The sequence below is a fragment of the Pseudomonas sp. PA-5-4B genome, assembly GCF_021606215.1.
Classification (GTDB): domain Bacteria; phylum Pseudomonadota; class Gammaproteobacteria; order Pseudomonadales; family Pseudomonadaceae; genus Aquipseudomonas; species Aquipseudomonas edaphica.
The window spans coordinates 35,972-62,020 of sequence record NZ_WKDB01000008.1; the positions used below are offsets into that span (position 1 = coordinate 35,972).

Genomic DNA, 26,049 nt, shown 5'->3' on the forward strand with positions numbered 1-26,049 from the left:
CTGTCAGTTGATGGGTAAGTTGCTGACCCACCGCTATCGCAGGCAAGCCAGCTCCCACAGTGACCGCGCCAGACCTTGAGAAAGTAAAAAGCCCGCCACCGAATGATCGGTGGCGGGCTTTTTTGTGGCGGCGAGGTTTAGATCGCGCCGCGCTGGCGCAACAGCTCCAGCACTTGCTTGACGCTGTCTTCCAGCGACGTGGCCTGGGTGTCGATCACCAAGTCGGCATTCAACGGCACGTCGTACGGGAAGGACTCGCCTGGGATGTTGTCCCCGCCCGCCGCGTACAGGCCTTGCGGGTCACGCTCGGCGCACACCAGCGGCGAGGCCTGCACGTAGACGGTGAGCAAGCGGTCGCTGCCGATTAACGCCTTGGCCTGTTCACGGCCTTCGGCATCCGGGGCAACAAACGCGGCCAGGGTCAGCAGGCCGGCTTCGTTGAACTGACGCGCCACGTGAGCAGCACGGCGCCAGTTTTCGGTACGCCCGACGCGGTCCTGCGGCAAGCCCTTGTTCAAGTCGCGGCGCAGGTTCTGGCCATCCAGTACGAATACCGCACGGCCCATGTCAAACAGCTTGCGCTCAACCGCGTAGGCCAAGGTGCTTTTGCCGGCGCCGGACAGGCCGCTGAACAACACGGTAGCCGGTTGCTGGCCGAAGCGTTGGGCGCGCTCTTCGGTGGCTACATGAGCAAGGCGGCCGTGTTGCGCAGCGCCACCATGGCCCACCGGCGGCGCAATAATCATGCCCGCAGCCACAGTACCGTTGGTCAAACGGTCGATGACGATAAACGCACCGGTGGTGCGGTTGCTGTCATAGCCATCCAACGCAATGGCGGCGTCGAGGCTGACCTTGACCCGGCCAATCTCGTTCAGTTGCAGCGAACTTGCAGGGCCTTCGGCCAGGGTGTTCACGTCCACGCGGTGCACGATGCTGGTGATCGAACCCGGCACGTAGCTGGTGGCGCGCTTGATGTCATATTTCTTGCCCGGCAGCATCGGCTCTTCGGCCATCCAGACCAGCATGGCGTCGAAAGCGTCGGTGACTTGCGGCACGTTGTCGGCATGCACCAACAGGTCGCCACGGGAGATGTCGATCTCGTCTTCCATGGTCAGGGTCACGGCCTGGCCTGGGCCTGCGTGTTCCAGCTCACCCTCGAAGGTGACGATGGATTTGACGCGGCTGCTCTTGCCCGACGGCAGCACCACGACTTCATCGCCCTTGTGCACGATGCCGCTGGCGAGGGTGCCGGCGAAACCACGGAAGTTCAGGTTCGGACGATTGACGTACTGCACCGGGAAACGCAGGTCGGTGTAGTTGCGGTCGTTGGCGATCTCGACGGTTTCGAGGATCTCCATCAGCGACTGGCCGGTGTACCAGGGCGAGCGCTCGCTCTTGTTCACCACGTTGTCGCCCTTGAGCGCCGACATCGGTACAAACGCCATGGTGCTCGGCTTGAACGCAATGCCCTCGGCAAACTTCAGGTAATCGGCCTTGATCGACTCGAACACGCTTTGGTCAAAGCCATTGATGTCCATCTTGTTGACGGCAATCACGATGTGCTTGATGCCCAGTAACGAGGCGATATAGCTGTGGCGGCGGGTCTGGGTCTGCACGCCGTAGCGGGCGTCGATCAGAATGATCGCCAGGTCACAGGTGGACGCACCGGTGGCCATGTTGCGGGTGTACTGCTCATGGCCGGGGGTATCGGCGATGATGAATTTGCGCTTGGCGGTGGAGAAGTAGCGGTAGGCAACATCAATGGTGATGCCCTGTTCACGCTCGGCCTGCAGGCCGTCAACCAGCAAGGCCAGGTCGATATCATCGCCCGTGGTGCCGGATTTTTTCGAATCACGGGTAATGGCTTCCAGGTGATCTTCGTAGATCATCTTGGAGTCGTGCAGCAGGCGCCCGATCAGGGTGCTCTTGCCGTCGTCGACGTTGCCGCAGGTCAGGAAGCGCAACATCTCTTTGCGCTCGTGCTGGCCCAGGTAGGCGAGGATGTCCTCGCTGATCAAATCAGATTGATGCGACATTGGTGACAGCCCCTTAGAAATAACCCTGACGTTTTTTATCTTCCATCGAGCCTGCGCCATCGTGGTCGATGACCCGGCCCTGGCGCTCGGAAGTTCGCGTCAGGAGCATTTCCTGAATGATGTCCGTCAGCGTCTCGGCTTCGGACTCCACCGCGCCCGTCAACGGGTAGCAGCCAAGGGTACGGAAACGTACTTTCTTTTTGACGATTCGGGCTTTGTCTTCGTCGGACAAGTGCTCGAGGATGCGGTCGTCGTCGATCATGATCAACGTGCCGTTCTTCTCGATCACGTCGCGCTCGGCGGCGAAGTACAGCGGCACAATCGGGATGCCTTCGAGGTAGATGTACTGCCAGATGTCCAGCTCGGTCCAGTTGGACAGCGGGAACACACGGATCGACTCGCCTTTGTTGACGTTGCCGTTGTAGACGTTCCACAGCTCCGGGCGCTGGTTCTTCGGGTCCCAGCGGTGTTTGCTGTCACGGAACGAGTACACACGCTCTTTGGCGCGGGACTTCTCTTCATCGCGACGGGCACCGCCGAAGGCTGCGTCGAAACCATGCTTGTCCAAGGCCTGCTTGAGGCCTTCGGTCTTCATGATGTCGGTGTGCTTGGCGCTGCCGTGGGTGAACGGGTTGATGCCCTGCGCCACACCATCAGGGTTGACGTGGGTGATCAGGTCCAGGCCCAGTTCTTCGACCATTTTGTCGCGGAACTTGTACATCTCCTGGAATTTCCAGCGGGTGTCGACGTGCATCACCGGGAACGGCAATTTGCCCGGGAAGAAGGCCTTGCGCGCCAGATGCAGCATCACGGCGGAGTCTTTACCGATCGAGTAGAGCATCACCGGGTTGTCGAACTCGGCGGCGACCTCGCGGATGATGTGGATGCTTTCCGCCTCCAGCTGTTTCAGATGCGTCAGTTTGTCGACCATGGCTACTCACGGAAAAACGATCTTATGGACGGCCAGCGGGCCGTGTTCGAGCGGGGCATGCTAGCACAGCACCTTCTTCTATTCAGGGAGCCAGCTAGATCGAAACGGTATATGAATATGCCCCTCAGTTTGGCTTGTGGTAGCTGGCTTGTCTGCTCTACAGGCACCTCAGTCATTCAGGCAAACCGAGGTGATGCAATCGCAGGCAAGCCAGCTCCCACATTTGAGCCTTGGTGTTCCTTAGATTGGGTTGGGGCAATCGATGAACAGATGTTCCAGCGCGAAACGCCGTGCCAGATAGTCACCCAGTGCCTGCACGCCATAACGCTCAGTAGCGTGATGGCCCGCAGCAATAAAGCTGATGTCGTTTTCCCGCGCGCTGTGGAAGGTCTGCTCGGACGCTTCGCCGCTCAGATACAAGTCAACGCCTGCGGCAATAGCATCATCAATGTAGCCTTGGCCGCCGCCGGTGCACCAACCCAACCGGCGGATCATCTCGCTGCCTTCGATCAACAGTGGCTCGCAACCCATTACATCCTGCACGCGTCGGGCAAAATCACGCGGCGACAAGGGTTCGGCCAGGGAGCCGACCAGGCCGACGATTTTCGGGTTGCTGGGGTCCAGCGGGCCTTCGACGGTGATATCCAGCTGACGGGCGAGTTGCACGTTGTTGCCCACTTCCGGGTGCAGGTCCAGCGGCAGGTGGTAGGCCAGCAGGCTGATGTCGTGCTTGAGCAGGGTTTTCAGGCGGCGCTGCTTCATGCCGGTAATGCACGGGTTTTCGCCTTTCCAGAAATAACCGTGGTGCACCAGCACCAGGTCGGCCTGGGCTTCGACGGCGGCGTCCAGCAACGCTTGGCTGGCCGTGACGCCGCTGACAATGCGCATCACCTGCGGGCGCCCCTCGACCTGCAAGCCATTGGGGCAATAATCGGCAATTTTTGCGCTGCCAAGGTAGCGGTCCGCTTCCTCGACCAGGGTGCTAAGGGGGACAGCCATAAAAGACTCCTAAATATCCCGTTCCGAGGCGCTCGCAGCCTCGTATAATGCGCGACATTATGGGCGCTATCCCGCCCCCTGCAACCTGTCAGGACTTACTTGATGCTCAAGGCACTGCGTTTTTTTGGATGGCCATTGTTGGCTGGCGTGCTGATCGCGATGCTGATTATTCAGCGTTATCCCCAATGGGTGGGCTTACCCAGCCTTGATGTGAACCTGCAACAGGCCCCACAAAGCAGCTCGGTGGTGCAAGGCCCGGTCACCTACGCCGACGCGGTGGTCATCGCCGCGCCTGCAGTGGTCAACCTGTACACCACCAAGGTCATCAATAAACCGGCGCATCCGTTGTTTGAAGACCCGCAGTTTCGCCGCTATTTCGGCGACAACGGACCCAAGCAGCGCCGGATGGAATCCAGCCTCGGTTCCGGGGTGATCATGAGCCCGGAAGGTTACATCCTCACCAACAACCACGTGACCACCGGCGCCGACCAGATTGTGGTGGCCCTGCGCGACGGCCGTGAAACCCTGGCCCGCGTGGTCGGCAGCGACCCGGAAACCGACCTTGCGGTGCTGAAGATCGACCTCAAGAGCCTGCCCTCGATCACCATCGGCCGCTCCGAAGGGCTGCGCGTCGGTGATGTCGCGCTGGCCATCGGCAACCCGTTCGGCGTCGGCCAGACCGTGACCATGGGCATCATCAGCGCCACCGGGCGTAACCAGTTGGGGCTCAACAGCTACGAAGACTTTATCCAGACTGACGCGGCGATCAATCCGGGGAACTCTGGCGGCGCATTGGTGGATGCCAATGGCAACCTGACCGGTATCAACACGGCGATTTTCTCCAAGTCCGGCGGTTCCCAGGGCATCGGCTTTGCGATCCCGGTGAAGCTGGCAATGGAAGTGATGAAGTCGATCATCGAGCACGGCCAGGTAATCCGTGGCTGGCTGGGCATCGAAGTACAGCCGTTGACCAAGGAACTGGCCGAGTCGTTCGGCTTGACCGGGCGCCCGGGCATCGTGGTGGCCGGGATCTTCCGCGACGGCCCGGCGCAGAAAGCCGGCCTGCAGTTGGGCGATGTGATCCTGAGCATCGACGGGGAACCGGCCGGTGATGGCCGCAAGTCGATGAACCAGGTGGCGCGGATCAAGCCGACCGATAAGGTGTCGATCCTGGTAATGCGCAACGGCAAAGAGATCAAGCTGTCGGCAGAGATCGGCCTGCGCCCGCCACCCGCCCCGGTGAAAGAAGAGGAATAACGGCTACGGGAGCCCGTTCGCGGGCTCCTGTTACCGAATATTTCAAAAGAAATCCATTCTCAATGGTCATGTTATATTGTTTCAATATCGCTATTGGAACGCTCTATCATGCCGTCTCAAAGATTCGCCCCCGTTGCTGGCCTGGCCTTGGGTTTGCTGCTGGACCCCGCCTACGCCGATGACAACACTGTCGAACTGGACACCATCAGCGTCACCTCCGACGCCTATGAATCCGCCACCGGCCCCGTCAAAGGCTACCGCGCCACCCGTTCCGCCAGCGCGACCAAAACTGACACCGATCTGCGCGACATCCCACAATCAATCAGCGTGATTCCTGCCACGGTGCTCGAGGACCTGGGCAGCACCAGCGTGGAACGTGCTCTGGAGTTTGCCGGCGGCGTGTCCAAGCAAAACAACTTCGGCGGCCTGACGCTTTACGAGTACAGCGTGCGCGGCTTCACCACGTCGGAGTTCTACCAGGACGGTTTCAGCGCCAACCGTGGCTACCCGAGCACCCCGGACGCGGCCAACATCGAGCGCATTGAAGTGCTCAAAGGTCCCGCAGCCAGCCTGTACGGCCGTGGCGATCCGGGCGGCACCGTGAACATTGTCACCAAGAAGCCGCAGCCCGAAGCCTTTACCACCGTGCAAACCAGTGCCGGCAGCTGGGACCGCTATCGCACCGCACTGGATGTGAACACGCCGCTGGACAGCGAAGGCCGCGTGCTGTCGCGGGTCAACCTGGCCGTGGAAGACAACCACAGCTTCCGCGATCACGTCGACGCCCAGCGCGTGTTCGTCGCGCCATCATTCAGTTGGCAGTTGGACCCCGACACCAGCCTTCTCGTAGAAAGCGAGTTCGTGCGCCACAGCTCCACCTTCGACCGGGGCATCGTCGCCAACCATGGCATGTCCCGCTCGACCTTCCTCGGCGAACCCAACGACGGCAATATCCGCAACCACAACAATCGCATCCAGGCCGCGTTGGAACATCACCTTAATGACGCCTGGAAACTGCGCCTGGCCAGCCACTACAAACAGGGCAGCCTGTGGGGTGACGCCTCGGAAAGTCGTGCGCTGAATGCCAACGGCCATACCGTTAACCGCCGCCTGCGCGAACGCTCCACCGGTTGGCACGACAGCATCACCCAGCTGGAACTGCGCGGCCAGTTCGACATCGGCAGTTGGCAGCACGAACTGTTGATCGGCGGCGAATACGAGGACTACCGCAAGAAGGAACGCGTGTCGGCGGTTGCCGGCAGCCTCTACCCCATCGACATCTATAACCCGATCTACGGCCAGACCAAACCCAACGGCGCACGCACCGGCACCGACGTCTTCGAACAGACGAAAAGCCAGGCGCTGAACCTGCAAGACCAGATCATCTTCACCGACCGCCTGCGCGGCATGCTCGGTGCGCGCTTCGAGCATGTCGAACAACGCACCGACGACTTCACCCGCAACCACGCCAAGAGCCGGCATACCCACGACGCCCTGACTCAACGCGCCGGTCTGCTCTATCAGCTAACGCCGCAAGTCGGGGTGTTCGCCAACGCGTCAACCTCGTTCAAACCCAACAACGGTGTGGATGCCGGCGGCAAATCCTTCAAGCCCGAAGAAGGCGTGGGCTATGAAGTGGGGATCAAGAGCGAGCTGTTCGACGACCGTTTGAGCACCACGCTCGCCGCCTTCCATATCGAAAAAGAAAATGTTCTGACCCAGGACCCGGCCACCCTCAACAACAGCCGCGCCATAGGCAAGGCGCGCAGCCAGGGCTTTGACCTGCAACTGAGCGGGCAAGTGACGGACGCGGTACGCGTGATCGGCGCCTTTGCCTATATCGACGCCGAAGTGACCAAGGGCGACAAATCCATCCCCACCGGCAGCCGGATTCTGGGCGTAGCCAAGCGCAGCGGCAGTCTGCTGGGTGTGTATGAATTCCAGAATGGCGCGCTGCGCGGCTCGGACCTGGGCGCGGCGTTCACCTACGTCGGTGATCGCTCCGGCGAGGCCGGCAGCCAGTTCGAACTGCCCGCCTACCACACCGTCGACCTGCTGGCGCATTACAAGGCCAGCGATAGCGTCACGGTGGGCCTGAACCTCAACAACCTATTCGACGAAAAGTACTACGAGCGCTCCTACAGCAATTACTGGGTCACTCCCGGCGAGCCGCGCAACTTCACCGTCAGCCTGACCCTTAACCTGTAAAAGGATGCCCCATGCAAGCCTTCAAATCCCTGGCCGTGATCGGCCTGCTGTTTGCCAGCCAAGTCTCCGCCCACGGCCTGTGGACCGAACAACGACGCGGCAATATCGAAGTGATCTACGGCCACGGCGCCGAAGACAATGCCTTCAAGGCGCAAAAAATCAGCGGCGCCTGGGCGTATGACGCCAGCGGCAAAATGATCCCGGTCACCGTGGAGCGCCTGGCCGACCACGCACGCCTCAAGCCACTCAAATCGCCCGCCGTTTTAGCCGTGGCGTTGGATAACGGGATGTGGTCGCAGACGCCGGACAAGAAGTGGATCAACCAGGGCCGTAGCCAAGTGCCAGGCGCGATTGAGTCGACCCAGACCTTCAAGTACAGCCTGGCGATTTACCAGCCGGGGGCGAAGCTGCCCAAACTGGATCAGATCAAGCTGCTGATCCTGCCGGAAGTCGACCCGCTGACCGTAGGGCCAGGCAAGTCACTGCCGGTGCGGGTGCTGCTGGACGGCAAACCGGCGGCGGGGATCAAGCTGGTGGGCGATTATCGCAATGCGCCGAACACCTTGAGCACTGAGACCGACAAGGACGGCCGCGCCCAGGTGCTGGTGCGTAATGAAGGGTTGAATGTGATTGCCGCGCAGGTGGAGATTCCGCTCAAGGACAACGCCGACGTGGCCACCCGCGGGCTGTTTACTTCGTTGACCTTCCTCGGTGAACCGCACCACGAATAAACCCTGAAAACACTGTGGGAGCGGGCTTGCCCGCGATGGCGGCCTATCAGTCACCCAATATGTCGACTGACAAACCGCCATCGCGGGCAAGCCCGGCTCCCACAGTTGATCTCTATCGTTTCGACACTCGGACTACAGCGCTACTGGCGCCCGCTCGCACAGCGTATTGAGCGCCACCGCCCACTGCGGCTCATCGTTCAAGCACGGCACCAACACCAACTCCTCGCCCCCTGCCTCGCGGAACTGCTCCAGCCCGCGATCACCAATCTCTTCCAGCGTCTCAATGCAGTCCGCTACAAACGCCGGACACATCACCAGCAGCTTTTTCACGCCTTGCTGGGCCAAGGTCTCCAGGCGGGCCTCGGTGTAGGGTTCGATCCACTTGGCACGGCCCAGCCGTGACTGGAACGCCACCGACCACTTGCCCTCCGGCAAGCCCATGCGCGCGGCAAAGTCGCGCGCCACGCTGAAGCACTGGGCGCGGTAGCAGGTGGCAAGCACCTCGGGCGAAGCGTTCTTGCAGCAGTCAGCATCCTTGAAGCAATGCTGGCCTGTGGGGTCGAGTTTTTTCAGATGGCGCTCAGGCAACCCATGGAAGCTCAGCAACAAGTGATCGAATTCCTGTGCCACGTACGGCCGGGCGCTGGCGACCAAGGCGTCGAGGTATTCCGGCTGATCGTAGAACGGCTGCAAGATAGAAAACTGCACGTTGAGCTTCTTGTCGCGGACCACACGCTTGGCTTCTTCGATCACCGTGGTCACGGTGCTGTCAGCGAACTGCGGATACAACGGCGCCAGGGTGACTTTTTGAATGCCTTGAGCCGCGAGGCGCGTGAGGGTGGTTTCAAGCGACGGCTCGCCGTAGCGCATCGCCAGCTCCACCGGGCCGTGTGTCCACTGCTGGGTCATTTGCGCTTGTAAGCGACGGCTCAGGACCACAAGCGGCGAACCCTCTTCCCACCAGATCGAGGCGTAGGCATGCGCCGATTGCTCAGGGCGCTTGATCAGGATCAGCGACACCAGCAAGCGCCGCACCGGCCACGGCAGGTCGATCACATAAGGGTCCATCAGGAACTGATTAAGGTAGCTGCGCACATCGGCCACCGAAGTGGACGCCGGTGAACCCAGGTTGACCAGTAACAACGCGTGATCCGTCATGCAACATCCTATGGCTAGAGGCGGCTGGACAAGTCTTCCAGTGCCGCGTGCAACTCAGTGAACTGAAAAGTGAAACCGGCGGCCAGCAACCGTTCGGGGACGGCCTTCTGCCCGCCCAGCAACAACCCGGACAACTCGCCCAGGCCGACCTTCAAGGCAAACGCCGGCATCGGCATGAACGCTGGGCGGTGCAGCACCTGGCCCAAGGTGTTGGCAAACTCGCGATTACGTACCGGGTGTGGCGCGCAGGCATTATAAGGACCACTGGTGTCGCCGTTGTGCAGAAGAAAATCAATCAGGGCGATTTGATCTTTGATATGGACCCACGGCATCCACTGCCGACCATTGCCGATCGGCCCGCCCAGCCCCAGTTTGAACGGCAGCAGCAGGCGCGACAAAAAGCCGCCCTTGGCCGCCAACACCAGGCCAGTGCGCACCAGCACCACGCGGGTGCCGAAGGCTTCGGCGCGCAACGCGGTTTCTTCCCAGGCGATGCACAGTTGGCTGGGGAAATCATCCTGCACCGGGCCACTGGCTTCGGTCAGTTCGCGCTCGCCGCCGTCGCCATACCAGCCTACTGCAGAGCCGGAAATCAACACCGCCGGCTTTTGCGCCAGGCCTTGCATCCAAGCCAGCAAGGTTTCGGTGTGGCCGATGCGGCTGCTCCACAGCAATGCCTTGCGCTTTTTGGTCCATGGGCGATCGGCAATCGGCGCGCCCGCCAGGTTGACCACCGCATCCACCGTGCCGATCACGTCTTGCAAGCGGCCAACACCGAGCACCTCGGCACCGCACCATTTGGCCACGGTATCCGGCTCGCGGCTCCACACGGTCAGGCGATGCCCTTGGGCAAGCCAGTGCAGACAGAGTTGGCGACCGATCAAGCCCGTACCGCCGGTCAGCAAAATATGCATGGGTTTCTCCTCATGTAACGTTTGCCGCCCATCGCTAGTCTATTTTATAAGCATGGATCTTTTGTAAGTGGGCGTTACGTTGGTTTCAGAGGCCGGTTCAGGCCTCCTTCTTAACCCCTCACCCTTAACCTTAGGTCACGCCGTTAGAACAGGTACGCCAAAACTTATACCAAAAAACAATATTGTACAGCTATGGGTGTCGGCGTAGTCTGTACCCAAAGGTAAAACGAGGCCCCCAATGACTGTTCCCATCGCGATCATCGGCACCGGCATCGCCGGTCTTTCCGCCGCCCGAGCGTTACGAGACGCGGGGCACGTTGTACAACTCTTCGATAAAAGCCGTGGCAGTGGTGGCCGCATGTCCAGCAAGCGCAGCGATGCCGGCGCGTTGGACATGGGCGCACAATACTTCACGGCCCGCGACCGGCGCTTCGTCAACGAAGTACAGCGCTGGCAAAGCAACGGCTGGGCCGAACAGTGGAAACCGCAGCTGTACAACTTCAAGTCCGGCCAGCTCACGCCCTCCCCCGACGAGCAGATCCGCTGGGTCGGCACGCCGCGCATGAGCGCCATTACCCGCGCACTGCTTGACGACTTGCCGGTTGAGTTCGGTTGCCGCATCACCGAAGTGTTCCAAGGCAAGCAGCACTGGAACCTGCTGGACGCCGACGGCGGCAATCATGGCCCGTTCAGCCACGTAGTCATTGCCACGCCGGCGCCCCAGGCCACCGCCCTGCTGGCCGCTGCGCCCAAGCTTGCAAGTGCCGCCGCCGGGGTGAAGATGGACCCCACCTGGGCCGTCGCGCTGGCCTTTGACACGCCGCTGGATACGCCGATGCAAGGCTGCTTTGTGCAAGACAGCCCGCTCGACTGGCTGGCGCGCAACCGCAGTAAACCCGGGCGTGACGCCACCCTCGACACCTGGGTGTTGCATGCCACCAGCGCCTGGAGCAAGGCCAATCTCGACTTGCCCAAAGAGGCGGTGATCGAACACCTGCACGGCGCCTTCGCCGAACTGCTGCACAGCGCCATGCCCGCACCGTCCTTTAGCCTGGCCCATCGCTGGCTTTACGCCAGGCCGTCGGAGCGGCATGAATTTGGCGTGCTGGCCGACGCCGACCTGGGCTTGTATGTGTGTGGTGACTGGTGCCTGTCCGGGCGGGTCGAAGGCGCGTGGCTCAGCGGCCAGGAGGCCGCACGCCGCCTGATCGAACACCTGCAATGAACCGCCTCAACCCGACGAAATTGCTGTTGTCGAAGTGGACAGCAGCACGCCCGCGCAACAAGGAAAAACACTTCCTCGTCACCGAACTGTTCCGTGATGACGAAGGCACCGTGCTCGAAATCGAGCTGCAAGCGGTCATGACCCGCCGCGCCGAACGCCTCCCGTGGCAAACCCTGCAAAATGCCGAAGACTGGCGCATGGGTTGGAAATAGCGGGCGCTGAAAATACTTATACAAACAATTTGACTTGTACAGCATCAAACCTATGATGAGATTTAATTGTACAGAGTTATAAATCTGTATAGGAATTTCGCAGAGGGTTGAGCATGTCCAGCAGCGCAAAACCGAAGATCGCCATCAGTGCCTGCCTGCTCGGCGAGAACGTGCGCTTTAACGGCGGACACAAACAATCCCTGCTGTGCAGCCAAACGCTCGCCGACTATTTCGACTTCGTGCCGTTGTGCCCCGAAGTGGCGATCGGCATGGGCATCCCCCGCGAACCGATTCGCCTGGTGGGCGACCCTGCCCACCCGCAGGCGGTCGGCACCGTGCACCGTGACCTCAATGTGACGCAGCCATTGGATGCTTACGGCCAGCAGATGGCTGTGGAACACACAGACCTGTGCGGCTACATCTTCATGCAGAAGTCGCCGTCGTGCGGGCTGGAGCGGGTCAAGGTCTACCGCGACAACGGCACGCCCGTTGATGGCGGCGGGCGCGGCATTTATGCCCAGGCGTTTTGCGCACGCCACCCCAACCTGCCGGTAGAAGAAGACGGCCGGTTGAATGACCCGGTGCTGCGCGAGAACTTCCTCACCCGCGTGTTCGTGTACGCCAGCTGGCAAGAATTGCTGGCTGAGGGCATCACCCGTCACCGCCTGTTGGCGTTCCACGCGCGCTACAAATACCTGCTGATGGCCCACAGCCCTGTGCATTACAAAAGCCTTGGCCACCTGCTGGGCAGCATGGGCAAGAGCATCAACCTGGATGAACTGGCCGCCGGCTATTTCAGCGAGTTGATGACCGGCCTGAAAAAGTGCGCCACACGCGGCACCCACACCAATGTGCTGCAACACATCAGCGGCTACCTCAAACAAGCCATCAGCGCCGATGACAAGCAGGAAATGCAAACCGTCATCGGCCAATACCGCACCGGCATCGTGCCGCTGGTAGTGCCGCTGACCTTGCTCAAACATCACTTTCGCCAACACCCGGACCGCTACATCGCGCAGCAGGCGTACCTGCAGCCGCACCCGGAAAACCTCAGCCTGCGTAATGCGATCTAGACCATGACACCTGCCCTGCAAGACGACCCTGTCGAAGACATCGCCCAAGCCATCGAAGACGGCTGGCTGCCGATTCGCGAAGTGGCGCGCCAGACCGGCGTCAACGCCGTGACCCTGCGCGCCTGGGAGCGCCGTTATGGCCTGATCGTGCCCCAGCGCACGCCCAAGGGCCATCGGCTGTTCAGCGCCGAACATGTACAACGCATCCACACCATTCTGACCTGGCTCAACCGTGGTGTGCCGGTCAGCCAGGTCAAAGGCTTGATCGATTCCGCCCAGGCCAGCCCCGACAGCGTCGAAAATGAATGGCATGTGCTGCGTCATAAACTGCTCACCGCAATCAGCGAATTGGCCGAACGCCGGGTCGACGACCTGTTCAACCAGGCCATGGCGCTGTACCCGCCGCGCACCTTGTGTGAGCAATTGATGCTGCCGCTGCTCAACGCGCTGGAGCAACGCTGGCAGGGCCAGTTCGGCGCGCAAATGGAGCGAGTGTTTTTTCTGTCCTGGCTGCGCAGCAAGTTCGGCGCGCGCATTTACCACAACAACCGCCAGCTCCAGGGCGCGCCGTTGCTGCTGGTCAACCAGTCAGACGTGCCCCTGGAGCCACACCTGTGGCTTAGCGCCTGGCTGGCCAGCAGCGCCGACTGCCCCGTGGAGGTTTTTGATTGGCCTTTGCCGACCGGCGAACTGGCCCTGTCCGTGGAACACCTGCAACCGCGTGCGGTGCTGCTGTACTCAAGCAAAGCCCTCCACTTGTCGGCACTCGGCAAACTGTTGGGCGGCATCAGTTGCCCAATTTTGATTGCCGGACCAACGGTATGCATCCACCAGGACGAGTTAGCCGTATTAACCCGTGACACTCCTGAATTGTTCGTGGCCGAAGACCCCTTGTCAGCCCACCAGTTACTGATCCAGCGTGGAATTGTCTAAATGCATTTGATCTGGCTGCGCACCGACTTGCGCCTACACGACAACACCGCCCTCGCCGCCGCCTGCCAGCGCGGCCCGGTTGCCGCCGTGTACCTGATCACGCCGCAGCAATGGCTGGCCCATGATGATGCACCCTGCAAAGTCGATTTCTGGCTGCGTAACCTCAAGCACCTGAGCCAGGCCCTTGGCGAACTGAACATTCCCTTGCTGATTCGCACCGCCGACACCTGGGACCAGGCGCCCGCCGTGCTGGGCAAACTGTGCCGGGAACTGTCAGTGGAGTCGGTGCACGTCAACGAGGAATACGGCATCCACGAGAGCCGTCGCGATGTGGCCGTGGCCAACGCCCTGGAGGCTGACGGTGTGACGTTCCACAGCTACCTCGACCAACTGTTTTTCCAACCCGGCAGCGTGCTGACCAAAACCGGCACTTACTTTCAGGTGTTCAGTCAGTTCCGCAAGGTCTGCTACAGCCGCCTGCACAGCGCCTTGCCGCGCCTGGTGGCCACGCCGCAACAACAGGCACCGCAGGATGTGCACAGCGACGCCATCCCGGATCAGGTCGACGGTTTCGCGCCGCCCAGCGAGACCTTGCGCGCTTTCTGGCCCGCCGGTGAAGAAGAAGCCCGGCGTCGCCTTGACGCCTTCGCCGACCAACAGATCAGCTACTACAAAGACGAACGCGACTTCCCGGCCAAACCCGGCACCAGCCAGCTCTCGGCCTACCTCGCCGCCGGTGTGGTTTCGCCGCGCCAGTGCCTGCACGCCGCCCTGCAAACCAACCAGGGCGAGTTCGAAAGCGGCGATATCGGCGCCATCACCTGGATCAACGAGTTGCTGTGGCGCGAGTTCTATAAACACATTCTGGTCGGTTACCCACGGGTCTCACGCCACCGTGCGTTCCGCCCCGAAACCGAGGCACTGGCCTGGCGCGATGCGCCCAAGGACTTGGCCGCCTGGCAGCAAGCGCGCACCGGCCTGCCGATCATTGACGCAGCCATGCGCCAACTGCTGGAAACCGGTTGGATGCACAATCGCCTGCGCATGGTGGTGGCGATGTTTTTGACCAAGAACCTGCTGATCGACTGGCGCGAAGGCGAGCGCTTCTTTATGCGCCACTTGATCGACGGCGACCTGGCCGCCAACAACGGCGGCTGGCAGTGGAGTTCGTCCACCGGCACCGACGCGGCACCGTACTTCCGGATTTTCAGCCCGTTGAGCCAGTCGGAAAAGTTCGACAGCGAAGGGGTGTTCATCAAGCACTGGCTGCCAGAGTTGGCGGCGCTGAACAAAAAAGAAGTGCACAACCCCGAAGCCGCCGGTGGCCTGTTCGGCGCGGCAGATTACCCACGCTCGATTGTCGACCTGAAAAAATCCCGCGAGCGCGCCCTCGCCGCCTTCCGCAACCTGCCTTCACGCCAGGAGGTCGCCGAACATGAGTGACTTCCTGCACCGGTTCGCCCAAGCCTTTACCACGCTGGACAAGCACAACCTGCACCTGCTCGACAGCTTGTACAGCCAGGACATTGCCTTCACCGATCCGCTGCACGAAGTGCATGGGCTGCCCGCTTTGCGCGGTTACTTCACCGAGATGTACAGCAACATCAGCCAGTTGCGTTTTGACTTCCATGGCTTCGACCAGGTCGCCGAAGGTGAAGGCTACCTGCGCTGGAAAATGAGTTTTTGCCACCCGCGCCTGGCCAATGGCAAGGTAATCCGGGTGGAAGGTTGCTCGCACCTGATGTGGCGCGACAAGGTCTACCGCCATCGCGATTATTTCGATGCGGGCGCGTTGCTCTATGAACACTTACCGGTAGTCGGCCGTGTGGTCAGTTGGCTAAAAAGGAGAATGGGATGAGCCTTGTACCGCCCCGCCGTTATTGGTTGACCGGCGCCAGCAGTGGCATCGGTGCCGCACTGGCCGTCGAACTGCTCAACAGTGGCGCGCATGTGGCGCTCAGCTCGCGCAGCAAAGGCCCGCTGGAAGCGTTCGCCCAGCGTTATCCAGGCCAAGTGCTGGTGGTAGCCGGCGACCTGACCAACAGCCAGACCGTGCGCGAGATCGGTGAACGCATCGGCGAGGTCTGGGGTTCATTGGATACGGTGATCCTCAACGCCGGCACCTGTGAGTATGTCGACGCCCGGCAATTCGACTCCTCCATCGTCGAGCACGTGGTGCGCACCAACCTGCTTGCCAGCAGCTATTGCATCGAAGCTGCACTGCCGCTGTTGCGCAAAGGGCTCACCCCACATCTGGTCGGCGTTGCGAGCGCCGTGACCTACCTGCCAATGCCACGCGCCGAAGCCTATGGCGCGTCCAAGGCCGGGCTGCGTTACCTGTTCGAATCGCTGCGCATCAGCCTGTCGCCGGAGAACATCGACGTCACGGTGATCAGCCCGGGCTTTGTCGACACCCCGCTGACCGAACGCAATGATTTCCCGATGCCGCTGAGCTGGTCCGCCGAAAAGGCTGCGCGGCATATCTTCGCCAAATTGGAAAAGCGCCCGCTGGAAATCGCCTTCCCCGCGATGTTTATCGCCACCTTGTGGCCATTGTCGAAACTGCCCAACCGCGCGCAACTGATTATCGGCAAACGCATGCTGCGCAGCCCGCCACCGAAGAAGGACGACCTGTGAAGATCGCCATCATCGGCAGCGGTATCGCCGGGCTGACCAGCGCTTACCTGCTCAGTCGGCGCCACGACATCACGCTGTTTGAGGCGGGCGAGCGCATTGGCGGGCACACTCACACGGTCAACGTCACGGTCAAAGGTAAACCCTATGCCGTGGACACCGGTTTTATCGTGTTCAACGACTGGACCTACCCTAATTTCATCCGTCTGCTCGGGCAGATTGGCGTGACCTTCAAGCCCACCGAAATGAGCTTTTCGGTGTGCGACCAGAACGCAGGTTTCGAGTACAACGGTAATAACCTCAACAGCCTGTTTGCCCAGCGCCGCAATATTCTCTCGCCGGGATTCTGGGGCATGTTGCGCGACATTCTGCGCTTTAATCGCCAGGCACCGCTGGACCTGCAAGAGCAACGCATCAGTGCCGATATGACCCTGGGCGACTACCTCGAGGCCGGGGGTTATGGCCCACGCTTTATCCGCCATTACATCGTGCCGATGGGCGCGGCGATCTGGTCGATGTCGCTGGCGGACATGCTCGGTTTTCCGTTGCAGTTCTTTGTGCGGTTCTTCAAGAACCACGGGTTGCTGTCGGTGAACAATCGGCCGCAATGGTGCGTGATCGAAGGTGGTTCCAGCAGTTATATCGAACCTTTGACCCGCAGTTTTCGCGAGCAGATCCGCCTCAATTGCCCTGTGGATAAAGTCGAACGCACAGTCGACGGCGTGGTTATCCACAGCCCCGCCGGCAGGGAGACCTTTGACCGCTTGGTGTTCGCCTGTCACAGCGACCAGGCCCTGGCGTTGCTGGCCGACCCGAGCCAGGCTGAGCAGGACATTCTTGGTGCCCTGCCCTACGCCGACAATGACGTGGTGCTGCACACCGACACGCGCCTGCTGCCCGATCGCAAACTGGCCTGGGCCAGCTGGAATTATCGCCTGAGCGGCAGCGCGCAAACCCAGGCGGCCGTCACTTACGACATGAACATCCTGCAAGGCATCCACAGCGACACCACCTTTTGCGTCAGCCTCAACCAGACGCCGATGATCAACCCGCTGAAGATCCTCGCGCGCTACACCTATGCGCATCCGCAATACAGCCTGGCGGCAGTGGCCGCACAAAACCGCTGGGAAGAATTGCACGGTGCGCGGCACACCTTTTACTGCGGCGCCTACTGGGCCAACGGTTTTCATGAAGACGGCGTGAGCAGCGCATTACGCGTGGCCCAGGCCTTTGGCGAAACCCTATGAACAGCGCCCTGTACAGCGGCTGGATCGCCCATCGCCGGTTTGCGCCCAAGGCCCACGCCTTTCGCTACCGCATCGGCCTGCTGTACCTGGACTTGAGCGAACAAGACGAAGTGCTCGGCCTATCACCCCTGGCCGGCAACAGCCGCCTGGCGCCCTTCGGCTTTCGCCAGCAGGACTACCTGCGTGAATTCACGCGTCACGGCATGAGCTTGAGCGATGCCGTGCGCCAGGAAGTCGGCAAGGCACTGGGGCGCGAGCCCCGGGGCGTTATCTGCCTACTGACCCAGGCCCGCAGTTGGGGCCTGGCTTTTAACCCGGTGAGTTTCTTCTACTGCTTCGAGGCCGACGGGCAACTGGCCGCGATCCTGTGTGAAGTAACCAACACCCCGTGGCGCGAGCGTTACCACTATGTGCTGCCGGCCCAGGCGCTCGGCGCCGAAGAACACCAACACTTCGCCGTGGCCAAGGCGTTCCATGTGTCGCCGTTTTTACCCCGCGACCTGGAATACCGCATGAGTTTCAGCCCGCCGGCCGACAGGCTGGGTGTGCACATGGCCGATTGGCAGGGCACGCAAAAAGTCTTCGACGCCACCTTGAGCCTGCAAAAAGAAACGCTGACCCGCGCCAGCCTGCATCGTTACCTGTGGCGCTTCCCGTGGATGACCGCCAAGACCTGCCTGGCGATTTACTGGCAAGCCATGCGCCTGTTGCTCAAACGCACACCGATTTTTTCCCATCAGGCCGCCGATGGCGCCTCTCGCACCGCAGTCGGGTATACCAAGGATCGCCGCCATGAAATCCCCTAGCTTATCGGTCAAGACCAACCGCCTGAACGTCAACGGCGTGACCAGTGCGCTGTTGCGCAAAGGTGTACTGCGCCAGCTCAGCCAACTGCGCCACGGCCAGTTGGTAGTGATTGAAGAGGGTGAACGCCAGGTGTTCGGCGCACGCGAAGCGCATCTGTTGGGCGAAATCCAGATCCACGATTCGGCGGTCTGGGGCTTGGTGGCCGCCAATGGTTCGATCGGCGCCGGCGAGGCGTTTATCCACGGTTACTGGAGCAGCCCGGACCTCACCGCCGTGGTGCGTGTGATGGTCAGCAACCTTGATGTGCTTGACGCAATGGAAGGCGGCCTGGCGCGCTTGGCGCGACCGTTCACCCAAGGCCTGCACTGGCTTAACCGCAACACCCGCAAGGGCTCGCAGAAAAATATCGCCGCCCACTATGACCTGGGCAACGACCTGTTCGAGGAATTCCTCGACCCGACCATGATGTATTCGGCGGCGCAGTTCCTGACGCCCGACGACAGCCTGGAACAGGCGCAGTTGAACAAGCTGGAACGCATCTGCCAGAAGCTTGCGCTCAAACCCACTGACCATTTGCTCGAAATCGGCACCGGCTGGGGCAGCATGGCGTTGTATGCGGCGCAGCACTATGGCTGCAAGGTCACCACCACGACCTTGTCCAAAGAACAGTTTGCCTACACCGAAAAACGCATCGAGGCCTTGGGCCTCAAGGATCAGGTGAAGCTGCTGCTGCAAGATTATCGCGACCTGACCGGTCAGTACGACAAGCTGGTGTCCATCGAGATGATCGAAGCGGTCGGCCATCGCTTCCTGCCCACCTACTTCAAGCAATGCGCGCACCTGCTCAAAAGCGACGGCCTGATGCTGCTGCAAGCCATCACCATTCGTGAGCAGCGTTTTGAGCAGGCCAAGAACAGCGTCGACTTTATCCAGCGCTATATTTTCCCCGGTGGCGCCCTGCCATCCGTGCAGAACATGTTGCAGATCGTCAGCCGCGACACCGACATGAACCTGCTGCACATGGAAGACTTCGGCTTGCACTACGCGCGCACCTTGCGCCTGTGGCATGAGAACTTCCGTCGCGCCCATGGCCGCCTTGCCGAGTTGGGCTACGATGAATACTTCCTGCGCCTGTGGGAATTCTACTTGTGCTACTGCGAAGGTGGGTTTATGGAGCGAACGATCGGTACCGCGCAGTTGCTGCTGGCCAAGCCTGCGGCGATCAACCCGCCGTTGCTCGGGCGTTTCAGTGCTTAAAACGCTGGCCAATGCCGTGCTGTTCCAGTGCGGTTGGTTTGCCTGTGTGCTGGGCGGTGACACCCGCTGGTTATGGGTGGGCGCTGGTGTGCTGGTCATCCACCTGCTGTGGACAAGCTCATGGTCTGAAGACGGCCAAGTGCTCCTGGCCGTGACCCTTTTGGGCACCGTGGTCGATACCTCGTTGCGCACCTTTGGCGTGTTTCACTTCGGTTTTCCAGGGCCGCTGATTCCCTTCTGGCTAATCATGCTATGGGCACTGCTCGCGACTACGCTGCGCCATTGCCTGGCCTGGAGCGCACAACCCTGGTGGCGCGCCAGCCTGCTGGGTGCGGTGGGCGGGCCGTTGTCTTACTACGCCGGCAGCCAATTGGCCGGTGTGCGTTTCGGCTACGACACAACGCTAACGCTGATCGGCCTGGCGCTGCTTTGGGCGATCCTGTTCCCCGTCATGCACTGGGTGGCGCGACAGCTTGGCCACTGACGTCCGTCAGAGCATTCATGCGCACCCAGCGCGCTTGCCTTACACTGCGCGCCTATGACCAACATCCCCCACACTCAAATCTCCGAACCCGCCGTCACCTGCTCGACGTGCGCGGCCTGCTGCTGCCAGCTGGAAGTCATGCTGATTACCGACACGGGTGTGCCGCAACGCTATATCGATACCGACGACTGGGGCGGTGAAGTGATGCTGCGCCTGGATGACGGCTGGTGCGCGGCGCTGGATCGGGACACGATGATGTGCACGATCTACGAGCGGCGGCCGTTGATCTGTCGGGAATTCGAGATGGGTGCGCCGGAGTGCCTGGAAGAGCGCCAGGGCATTGCGACGGCGTATCGCTGAGCCAAAATGTGGTGGATATAAAATGTGGGAGCTGGCTTGCCTGCGATAGCATCACTTCGGTGTAACTGATAAACCGAGGTGTCTGCATCGCAGGCAAGCCAGCTCCCACATGGTTTTGCGCAGGCTTGAGAGTTACAACGGGTAGGTGTAGTGCAACGAGTAGCTTTCTACCCCGTCGTTATTGCTGCTGATGCCCGCATTGGAATAGTGCGTGGCGCGAATGCCCACTTCATGCCCACCGGCAAAGCGCAAACCAAAGCCCAGTCGGTCTTCGAACTGGAAGGCCTGGCCGATGTTGTTGTCTTCAACCCGCGTACGTGAAAACACCGCGACACCGATCCCGGCTTCTATATAGGGCTTGACCTTCTCCCCGGCAAACTCGTACACAAACACCGGCGAGAACGACAGGCTGCTGACACTCGCGCGTTTGTCGCCATCCCAGTAGGTGTAAGCGCCGCTCCAATAGCCGGTCAGTCGGCCCGTATCACTCTGCCACCAGCTTTTATCCCAATCCGACGTCAGCCCCAATCGATAGGTCATGGTCGAATCGCTGGTGCCCCCCACCCCAAATTCCAGGCCGGCGGCCTGGGCCGAAACCGAGTGTCCCACCACAGCGGCCGCAATCGCAGCCAAACAGAACAAGCGCTTCATAAGAGCACATCCTTTGAGATCGAAGTCGTATGGTTTTGTACAGGCTAACGCTATAGAAGCTTGCGCGATGCCAGAAGTTCAGCTTCTAACCGCGATGTTTCACGAATTTTTCACAAGCCAAAATTACGCACAACACCGGGAGATTTCCAGAGTGTCGGTAGGATATTTCTTAGGTGATCGACGTCGCCGCTGGTCCAGAACTGCGCTGGCTCAGGCTTGCCGGGCGACAGCAGGTTACGTTCGCACAACAGACGCTTGAGCTGACGCGCCACGGCAGCGCCGGTGTCGATCAGGATGATGCTAGGGGGAAGCATCTGTGCCAGAAGCGGCTTGAGGAAGGGGTAATGGGTACAGCCGAGGATGATGGTGTCACAACCGGCGCTCAGCAGCGGGTCGACATAGCCCTGCAACAGCTGGCGCAGCGCGGTGCTGTTGAGGTCACCGGTTTCGATCAACTCCACCAGGCCCGGGCACGGCTGGGTAATCACCCGCACGTCGGTGGCAAAGCGGTCGAGTAATGCTGCGAACTTGGCACTTTGCAATGTGCCGGTGGTGGCGAGCACGCCGACCACGCCACTGCGGGTGGCAGCGGCGGCTGGCTTGACCGCCGGCTCCATACCCACCAAAGGCCAGTCGGGATAGTCCTGGCGCAAATCAGCCACGGCGGCGACGGTTGCGGTGTTGCAGGCAATCACAAAGGCTTTGGCGCCTTGTTCACGAAAAAACTCGGCGACCAAACGGCTACGCTCAAGAATGAACGCCGGGGATTTTTCACCGTAGGGGATATGCCCGCCATCAGCCACGTACAGCAGTGACTCATGGGGCAACAACTGCTGGATTTCATCCAGCACCGACAGGCCGCCGACGCCGGAATCGAACACACCGATGGGCGCGTCCTTAACCATGGGCCGTCCCGCAAACGCTGCAGCCGGGGTCGCGCTTGACGCGCAGTTCGCGAAAACGCGTGGTCAAGGCGTCGATCAGTAGCAAGCGCCCCACCAAGGGTTCACCAAAGCCTGCCAGCAACTTCAGCGCTTCCAGTGCTTGCAGGCTGCCGACCAGCCCGACCAACGGACCGACCACACCGGCTTCGCTGCAGGTCAGCTCGGTGTCGCTGCCGTGCCCATATAAACAGTGGTAGCACGGGCTTTCGTCGCGGCGCGGGTCGAACACTGACAATTGCCCTTCCAGGCGAATGGCCGCACCGCTGACCAATGGTTTTCCAGCCGCAACACAAGCGGCGTTGACGGCTTCACGGGTGGCGAAGTTGTCGCTGCAATCGAGCACCACGTCTACTGCGGCCACTGCGGCGGCGAGTGAATCGGCATCCAGCGCAGTGCGATGGGCGACCAACGTAATTTCGGGGTTGATGCCGGCCAGGCGACGCATGGCCGAATCGACCTTGGCCTGCCCGACGCTGTCGGTGTCGTGGATGATCTGGCGTTGCAGGTTGGTCAGGTCGACAGTGTCGAAGTCTGCCAGGTGCAACTCGCCCACGCCGGCAGCGGCCAGGTACAACGCGACTGGCGCACCCAAGCCGCCGAGGCCGACAATCAGCGCATGGCCGTTTTTAAGACGCAGCTGGCCTTCGATGTCGACATGTTGCAACAGAATCTGTCGGCTATAGCGCAACAGCTCCTGGTCGGTCAGCACGGGCGGCGCCCCAACGTGATGCGTTCGTGGCCGCCGAGGTCGATGCGGCTGTGGACCTCTTCAAAGCCCTCACCCGACAACAAATCACGTACCGCCGCAGCTTGGTCGTAACCGTGTTCGAGCAGCAGCCAGCCACCGGTATTCAAGTGGGCTGGGGCCTGGGCGATGATCAACCGCAGATCGTCCAGCCCATCATGGCCCGCCACCAAGGCGCTGGCCGGTTCAAAGCGCACATCGCCTGCCACCAGGTGCGGATCATTATCGGCAATGTAAGGCGGGTTGCTGATGATCAAATCGAAGCGCTGGCCTTGCAGCGCGCTGAACCAATGGCTGTTCAACGCCGTGGCGTTCTTCAGGTGCAGGCGCTGGCGGTTGCGTTCGGCCAGGGCCACGGCTTCGAGCACACGGTCAACGGCGGTGACCTGCCAGGCCGGGCGTTCGCTGGCCAGGGCCAGGGCGATCGCGCCGCTGCCGGTGCCCAGGTCGAGGACCTTGGCAGGCGTGGCCGGCAACAATTCAAGGGCGGCTTCCACCAGCAGCTCGGTTTCCGGGCGCGGGATCAGCGTGTGCGGCGCGACCTCCAGGTCGAGCTTCCAGAAACCCTGCTGACCGAGGATGTAGGCCACCGGCTCACCCGTGCGGCGACGCTGCAGGTAATCGGCAAAGGTCAGCGCATCTTCGCTGCTGACGATTTTTTCCGGCCAGGTGTGCAAGTAGCTGCGCGATTTGCCCAAGGCAGCGGCCAGTAACAGTTCCACATCCAGACGCGCGGTGGGCGAGTCAGGCAGGTCAGCGGCGCGCAGGAGGCTGGCAATAATGGTCATTTATTCACCTATCGCCGCCAACTGATCGGCCTGGTATTCGGCCAGCAAAGGCTCGATCACCGCATCAACGCCGCCGGCGAGAATTTCGTCGAGGGAGTAAAGCGTGAGGTTGACCCGGTGGTCGGTGACCCGGCCTTGGGCGAAGTTGTAGGTGCGGATGCGTTCGGAGCGGTCGCCCGAGCCCACCAGCAGCTTGCGCTCGCTGGCAATCGCGTTGGCGGCGGCGCTGGTCTGCTGGTCGTTGAGCTTGGCCGACAGCCAGGACATGGCCCGCGCACGGTTTTTGTGCTGGGAACGCTCTTCCTGGCATTCGACCACGATGCCCGACGGCAAGTGGGTGATCCGGATCGCCGAGTCGGTCTTGTTCACGTGCTGACCACCGGCGCCCGACGAACGGTAGGTGTCGACACGCAAGTCCGCCGGGTTGATCTCAATGGCTTCCTGCTCGTCCGGCTCGGGCAACACGGCCACGGTGCACGCCGAGGTGTGGATACGGCCCTGGGATTCAGTCGCCGGAACCCGCTGCACGCGGTGCGCGCCGGACTCGAATTTAAGCTTGCCGTAGACGTTGTCACCTTCGACCCGGGCGATGACTTCTTTATAGCCGCCGTGCTCACCCTCATTCTCGGACAAAATCTCGACCCGCCAGCCACGTCGCTCGGCGTAGCGCGAGTACATGCGGAACAGGTCGCCGGAGAAGATTGCCGCCTCGTCGCCACCGGTGCCGGCGCGGATTTCGAGGAACACGTTGCGCCCGTCGTTCGGGTCTTTGGGCAGCAGCATGCGTTGCAGGTCGCCTTCCAACTCGGCCAGCTTCTCTTTGGCTTCGCGGACTTCTTCCACGGCCATTTCACGCATGTCCGGGTCGCTGTCCTTGAGCAGCGCCTGGGCGCCTTCGAGGTCGGCCTGCACTTTCATCAGGCTTTTATAGGTGGCCACAATCGGCTCAACTTCGGCGTATTCCTTGGAATAGGCGCGGAACTTGGTCTGATCGGAGATGACCTCGCCATCGCCGAGCAAGGCGGTCAGTTCTTCGAAACGGTCCTGGAGCACGTCCAGTTTATTGAGCAGTGACGCTTTCATTGCGGTTTTTTATCCGAAGAGCTATCTGACGCGCCCTCACCGAGGGCAAAGAGTTCCTGGGCCATGGCCAGCGCATCGAGGCGGCCTTCGGCGGTAAGCTTTTTCAACTGAACGCTGGGGGCGTGGAGCAATTTGTTGGTCAGGCCACGTGCCAATTGCATCAGCACTTCTTCGGCGCTGCTGCCGTTGGCCAGCAAGCGCTGGGCCTTGATCAATTCTTCATCGCGCAGGCGTTCACCCTGCTGACGATACGCCTTAAGCACGTCGACCGCCGCCAGCTCACGCAGGCGCACCATAAAGTCTTCGGCGCCGGTGCTGACCATTTCCTCGGCGGCCTGGGCTGCGCCCTGGCGACTCTTGAGGTTTTCGGCGACCACTTCGTGCAGATCATCGACGCTATAGAGGTAAACGTCGTCCAACTCGCCGACTTCAGGCTCGATATCACGGGGAACAGCGATATCCACCATGAAGATCGGTTTGTGCTTGCGCAGCTTCAGCGCGCTCTCGACCGCGCCTTTGCCCAGGATCGGCAACTGGCTGGCGGTGGAGCTGATGACGATATCGCTGCGCACCAGCTCGGCCGGGATGTCCGAGAGCAACACCGCGTGGGCGCCAAACTGCTCGGCCAGGATGCTCGCGCGCTCCAGGGTGCGGTTGGCGACCACGATACGCTTGACGCCCAGGTCATGCAGGTGGCGAGCGACCAAGGTGATGGTTTCACCGGCGCCGATCAACAGCGCCTGGCTGCGCTGCAAGTCACTGAAAATCTGTTTGGCCAGGCTCACGGCGGCGAACGCGACGGACACCGGGTTTTCACCGATGGCGGTGTCGGTGCGCACCTGCTTGGCCGAATTGAACGTAGCCTGGAACAAACGGCCAAGCAACGGGCCGACGGTGCCAGCCTCGCGGGCCACGGCGTAGGCGGATTTCATCTGGCCGAGGATCTGCGGCTCGCCCAACACCAGCGAGTCGAGCCCTGCGGCGACGCGCATCATGTGACGAACTGCCGCATCCTCTTCGTGCACATATGCACTGGCGCGCAGGTCCTCGAGATCCAAATGGTGATAATCGGCCAGCCAGCGCAGCACCACATCCGCTGAGAGATGTTCCTGCTCTATATAAAGCTCGCTGCGATTGCAGGTCGAAAGGATCGCAGCTTCGCGGCTGTCGGTGAGCCGGCAGAGCTGCTGCAAGGCCTCAACCAACTGCTCTGGCGTAAACGCCACGCGCTCGCGCACGTCTACGGTTGCAGTCTTGTGGTTAATACCGAGTGCGAGGAAGGCCATTCAATATCGCTGATGATGTCGGGAAGCCGACAATTGTCCTACTTCGAAAGATCCAGAACAACCACCGTCGTCTATTGTCCTAGTAG

At 61.1% G+C, this 26,049-nt stretch carries 26 protein-coding genes; 15 read left to right on the forward strand and 11 right to left on the reverse strand.

Going from position 1 to position 26,049, the window contains the following annotated elements; translation table 11 throughout:
• Window positions 1-137 precede the first annotated feature (137 nt).
• The 3 genes from cysN to GIW28_RS06210 form a co-directional block, all read right to left on the reverse strand.
• Entirely contained in the window at window positions 138-2,036 is a 1,899-nt protein-coding gene (gene cysN / locus GIW28_RS06200) for a sulfate adenylyltransferase subunit CysN (protein ID WP_017137613.1), read from the reverse strand.
• Between the two features lie 13 nt (window positions 2,037-2,049).
• Complete coding sequence (gene cysD, locus GIW28_RS06205; RefSeq protein WP_017137614.1) at window positions 2,050-2,967, reverse strand: sulfate adenylyltransferase subunit CysD; 918 nt, start codon at window positions 2,965-2,967, stop codon at window positions 2,050-2,052.
• 240 nt (window positions 2,968-3,207) lie between these two features.
• On the reverse strand, window positions 3,208-3,966 hold the full coding sequence (locus tag GIW28_RS06210) for a Nif3-like dinuclear metal center hexameric protein (protein ID WP_236445822.1): 759 nt from the start codon (window positions 3,964-3,966) through the stop codon (window positions 3,208-3,210).
• Between the two features lie 102 nt (window positions 3,967-4,068).
• Between GIW28_RS06210 and algW the strand changes: the two genes are divergently transcribed.
• From algW to GIW28_RS06225, 3 genes are all read left to right on the forward strand, one after another.
• Window positions 4,069-5,223, forward strand: a complete 1,155-nt coding sequence (algW, locus tag GIW28_RS06215; protein ID WP_017137616.1) for a Do family serine endopeptidase AlgW — start codon at window positions 4,069-4,071, stop codon at window positions 5,221-5,223.
• 108 nt (window positions 5,224-5,331) lie between these two features.
• The gene (locus GIW28_RS06220; protein WP_176991537.1) at window positions 5,332-7,431 is read left to right on the forward strand and encodes a TonB-dependent siderophore receptor; all 2,100 of its coding nucleotides are present in this window, start codon (window positions 5,332-5,334) and stop codon (window positions 7,429-7,431) included.
• Window positions 7,432-7,442: 11 nt separating this feature from the next.
• Entirely contained in the window at window positions 7,443-8,162 is a 720-nt protein-coding gene (locus tag GIW28_RS06225) for a DUF4198 domain-containing protein (protein WP_017137618.1), read from the forward strand.
• 132 nt (window positions 8,163-8,294) lie between these two features.
• On the opposite strand, the gene hemH is transcribed toward GIW28_RS06225, so the two are convergent.
• Window positions 8,295-9,320, reverse strand: coding sequence for a ferrochelatase (gene hemH, locus GIW28_RS06230; protein ID WP_138451169.1), 1,026 nt, complete (start codon window positions 9,318-9,320; stop codon window positions 8,295-8,297).
• Between the two features lie 14 nt (window positions 9,321-9,334).
• Window positions 9,335-10,234, reverse strand: coding sequence for a TIGR01777 family oxidoreductase (locus GIW28_RS06235; RefSeq protein WP_017137620.1), 900 nt, complete (start codon window positions 10,232-10,234; stop codon window positions 9,335-9,337).
• A 238-nt stretch (window positions 10,235-10,472) separates the two neighbouring features.
• Between GIW28_RS06235 and GIW28_RS06240 the strand changes: the two genes are divergently transcribed.
• From GIW28_RS06240 to GIW28_RS06295, 12 genes are all read left to right on the forward strand, one after another.
• A complete protein-coding gene (locus tag GIW28_RS06240; protein WP_017137621.1) occupies window positions 10,473-11,459 on the forward strand; it encodes an NAD(P)/FAD-dependent oxidoreductase in 987 nt (328 codons plus the stop codon).
• Window positions 11,456-11,671 (forward strand): TIGR02450 family Trp-rich protein, encoded by a 216-nt coding sequence (locus GIW28_RS06245; protein ID WP_017137622.1) that lies wholly within the window; start codon window positions 11,456-11,458, stop codon window positions 11,669-11,671. The genes GIW28_RS06240 and GIW28_RS06245 overlap by 4 nt, the downstream gene beginning before the upstream one ends.
• Window positions 11,672-11,784: 113 nt before the next feature.
• Window positions 11,785-12,744: a YbgA family protein gene (locus GIW28_RS06250; RefSeq protein WP_236445812.1), complete on the forward strand. Its 960-nt coding sequence runs from the start codon at window positions 11,785-11,787 to the stop codon at window positions 12,742-12,744.
• Between the two features lie 3 nt (window positions 12,745-12,747).
• Window positions 12,748-13,677: a MerR family transcriptional regulator gene (locus tag GIW28_RS06255; RefSeq protein ID WP_176991536.1), complete on the forward strand. Its 930-nt coding sequence runs from the start codon at window positions 12,748-12,750 to the stop codon at window positions 13,675-13,677.
• A complete protein-coding gene (gene phrB / locus GIW28_RS06260; RefSeq protein ID WP_017137625.1) occupies window positions 13,678-15,120 on the forward strand; it encodes a deoxyribodipyrimidine photo-lyase in 1,443 nt (480 codons plus the stop codon).
• The gene (locus GIW28_RS06265) at window positions 15,113-15,535 is read left to right on the forward strand and encodes a nuclear transport factor 2 family protein (protein ID WP_017137626.1); all 423 of its coding nucleotides are present in this window, start codon (window positions 15,113-15,115) and stop codon (window positions 15,533-15,535) included. Before phrB ends, GIW28_RS06265 begins: the two co-directional genes overlap by 8 nt.
• The gene (locus tag GIW28_RS06270; protein WP_017137627.1) at window positions 15,532-16,314 is read left to right on the forward strand and encodes an SDR family NAD(P)-dependent oxidoreductase; all 783 of its coding nucleotides are present in this window, start codon (window positions 15,532-15,534) and stop codon (window positions 16,312-16,314) included. Before GIW28_RS06265 ends, GIW28_RS06270 begins: the two co-directional genes overlap by 4 nt.
• The gene (locus tag GIW28_RS06275; RefSeq protein ID WP_236445809.1) at window positions 16,311-17,558 is read left to right on the forward strand and encodes an NAD(P)/FAD-dependent oxidoreductase; all 1,248 of its coding nucleotides are present in this window, start codon (window positions 16,311-16,313) and stop codon (window positions 17,556-17,558) included. Before GIW28_RS06270 ends, GIW28_RS06275 begins: the two co-directional genes overlap by 4 nt.
• A complete protein-coding gene (locus GIW28_RS06280; protein WP_017137629.1) occupies window positions 17,555-18,364 on the forward strand; it encodes a DUF1365 domain-containing protein in 810 nt (269 codons plus the stop codon). The genes GIW28_RS06275 and GIW28_RS06280 overlap by 4 nt, the downstream gene beginning before the upstream one ends.
• Complete coding sequence (locus tag GIW28_RS06285; RefSeq protein WP_099549226.1) at window positions 18,351-19,622, forward strand: SAM-dependent methyltransferase; 1,272 nt, start codon at window positions 18,351-18,353, stop codon at window positions 19,620-19,622. Before GIW28_RS06280 ends, GIW28_RS06285 begins: the two co-directional genes overlap by 14 nt.
• A complete protein-coding gene (locus GIW28_RS06290) occupies window positions 19,615-20,106 on the forward strand; it encodes a DUF2878 domain-containing protein (protein ID WP_176991533.1) in 492 nt (163 codons plus the stop codon). Before GIW28_RS06285 ends, GIW28_RS06290 begins: the two co-directional genes overlap by 8 nt.
• A gap of 54 nt (window positions 20,107-20,160) precedes the next feature.
• The gene (locus GIW28_RS06295) at window positions 20,161-20,466 is read left to right on the forward strand and encodes a YkgJ family cysteine cluster protein (protein WP_169986814.1); all 306 of its coding nucleotides are present in this window, start codon (window positions 20,161-20,163) and stop codon (window positions 20,464-20,466) included.
• Between the two features lie 132 nt (window positions 20,467-20,598).
• Here GIW28_RS06295 and GIW28_RS06300 read toward each other — a convergent pair whose 3' ends face one another.
• The 6 genes from GIW28_RS06300 to hemA form a co-directional block, all read right to left on the reverse strand.
• A complete protein-coding gene (locus tag GIW28_RS06300) occupies window positions 20,599-21,117 on the reverse strand; it encodes an acyloxyacyl hydrolase (protein ID WP_017137633.1) in 519 nt (172 codons plus the stop codon).
• A 110-nt stretch (window positions 21,118-21,227) separates the two neighbouring features.
• Window positions 21,228-22,022, reverse strand: a complete 795-nt coding sequence (murI, locus tag GIW28_RS06305) for a glutamate racemase (protein WP_236445807.1) — start codon at window positions 22,020-22,022, stop codon at window positions 21,228-21,230.
• The gene (locus tag GIW28_RS06310) at window positions 22,015-22,770 is read right to left on the reverse strand and encodes a molybdopterin-synthase adenylyltransferase MoeB (RefSeq protein WP_099549223.1); all 756 of its coding nucleotides are present in this window, start codon (window positions 22,768-22,770) and stop codon (window positions 22,015-22,017) included. Before GIW28_RS06310 ends, murI begins: the two co-directional genes overlap by 8 nt.
• Entirely contained in the window at window positions 22,764-23,594 is an 831-nt protein-coding gene (gene prmC, locus GIW28_RS06315) for a peptide chain release factor N(5)-glutamine methyltransferase (RefSeq protein ID WP_017137636.1), read from the reverse strand. Before prmC ends, GIW28_RS06310 begins: the two co-directional genes overlap by 7 nt.
• Window positions 23,595-24,677 (reverse strand): peptide chain release factor 1, encoded by a 1,083-nt coding sequence (prfA, locus tag GIW28_RS06320; protein WP_099549221.1) that lies wholly within the window; start codon window positions 24,675-24,677, stop codon window positions 23,595-23,597.
• A complete protein-coding gene (gene hemA / locus GIW28_RS06325) occupies window positions 24,674-25,963 on the reverse strand; it encodes a glutamyl-tRNA reductase (protein WP_017137638.1) in 1,290 nt (429 codons plus the stop codon). The genes prfA and hemA overlap by 4 nt, the downstream gene beginning before the upstream one ends.
• Window positions 25,964-26,049 lie beyond the last annotated feature (86 nt).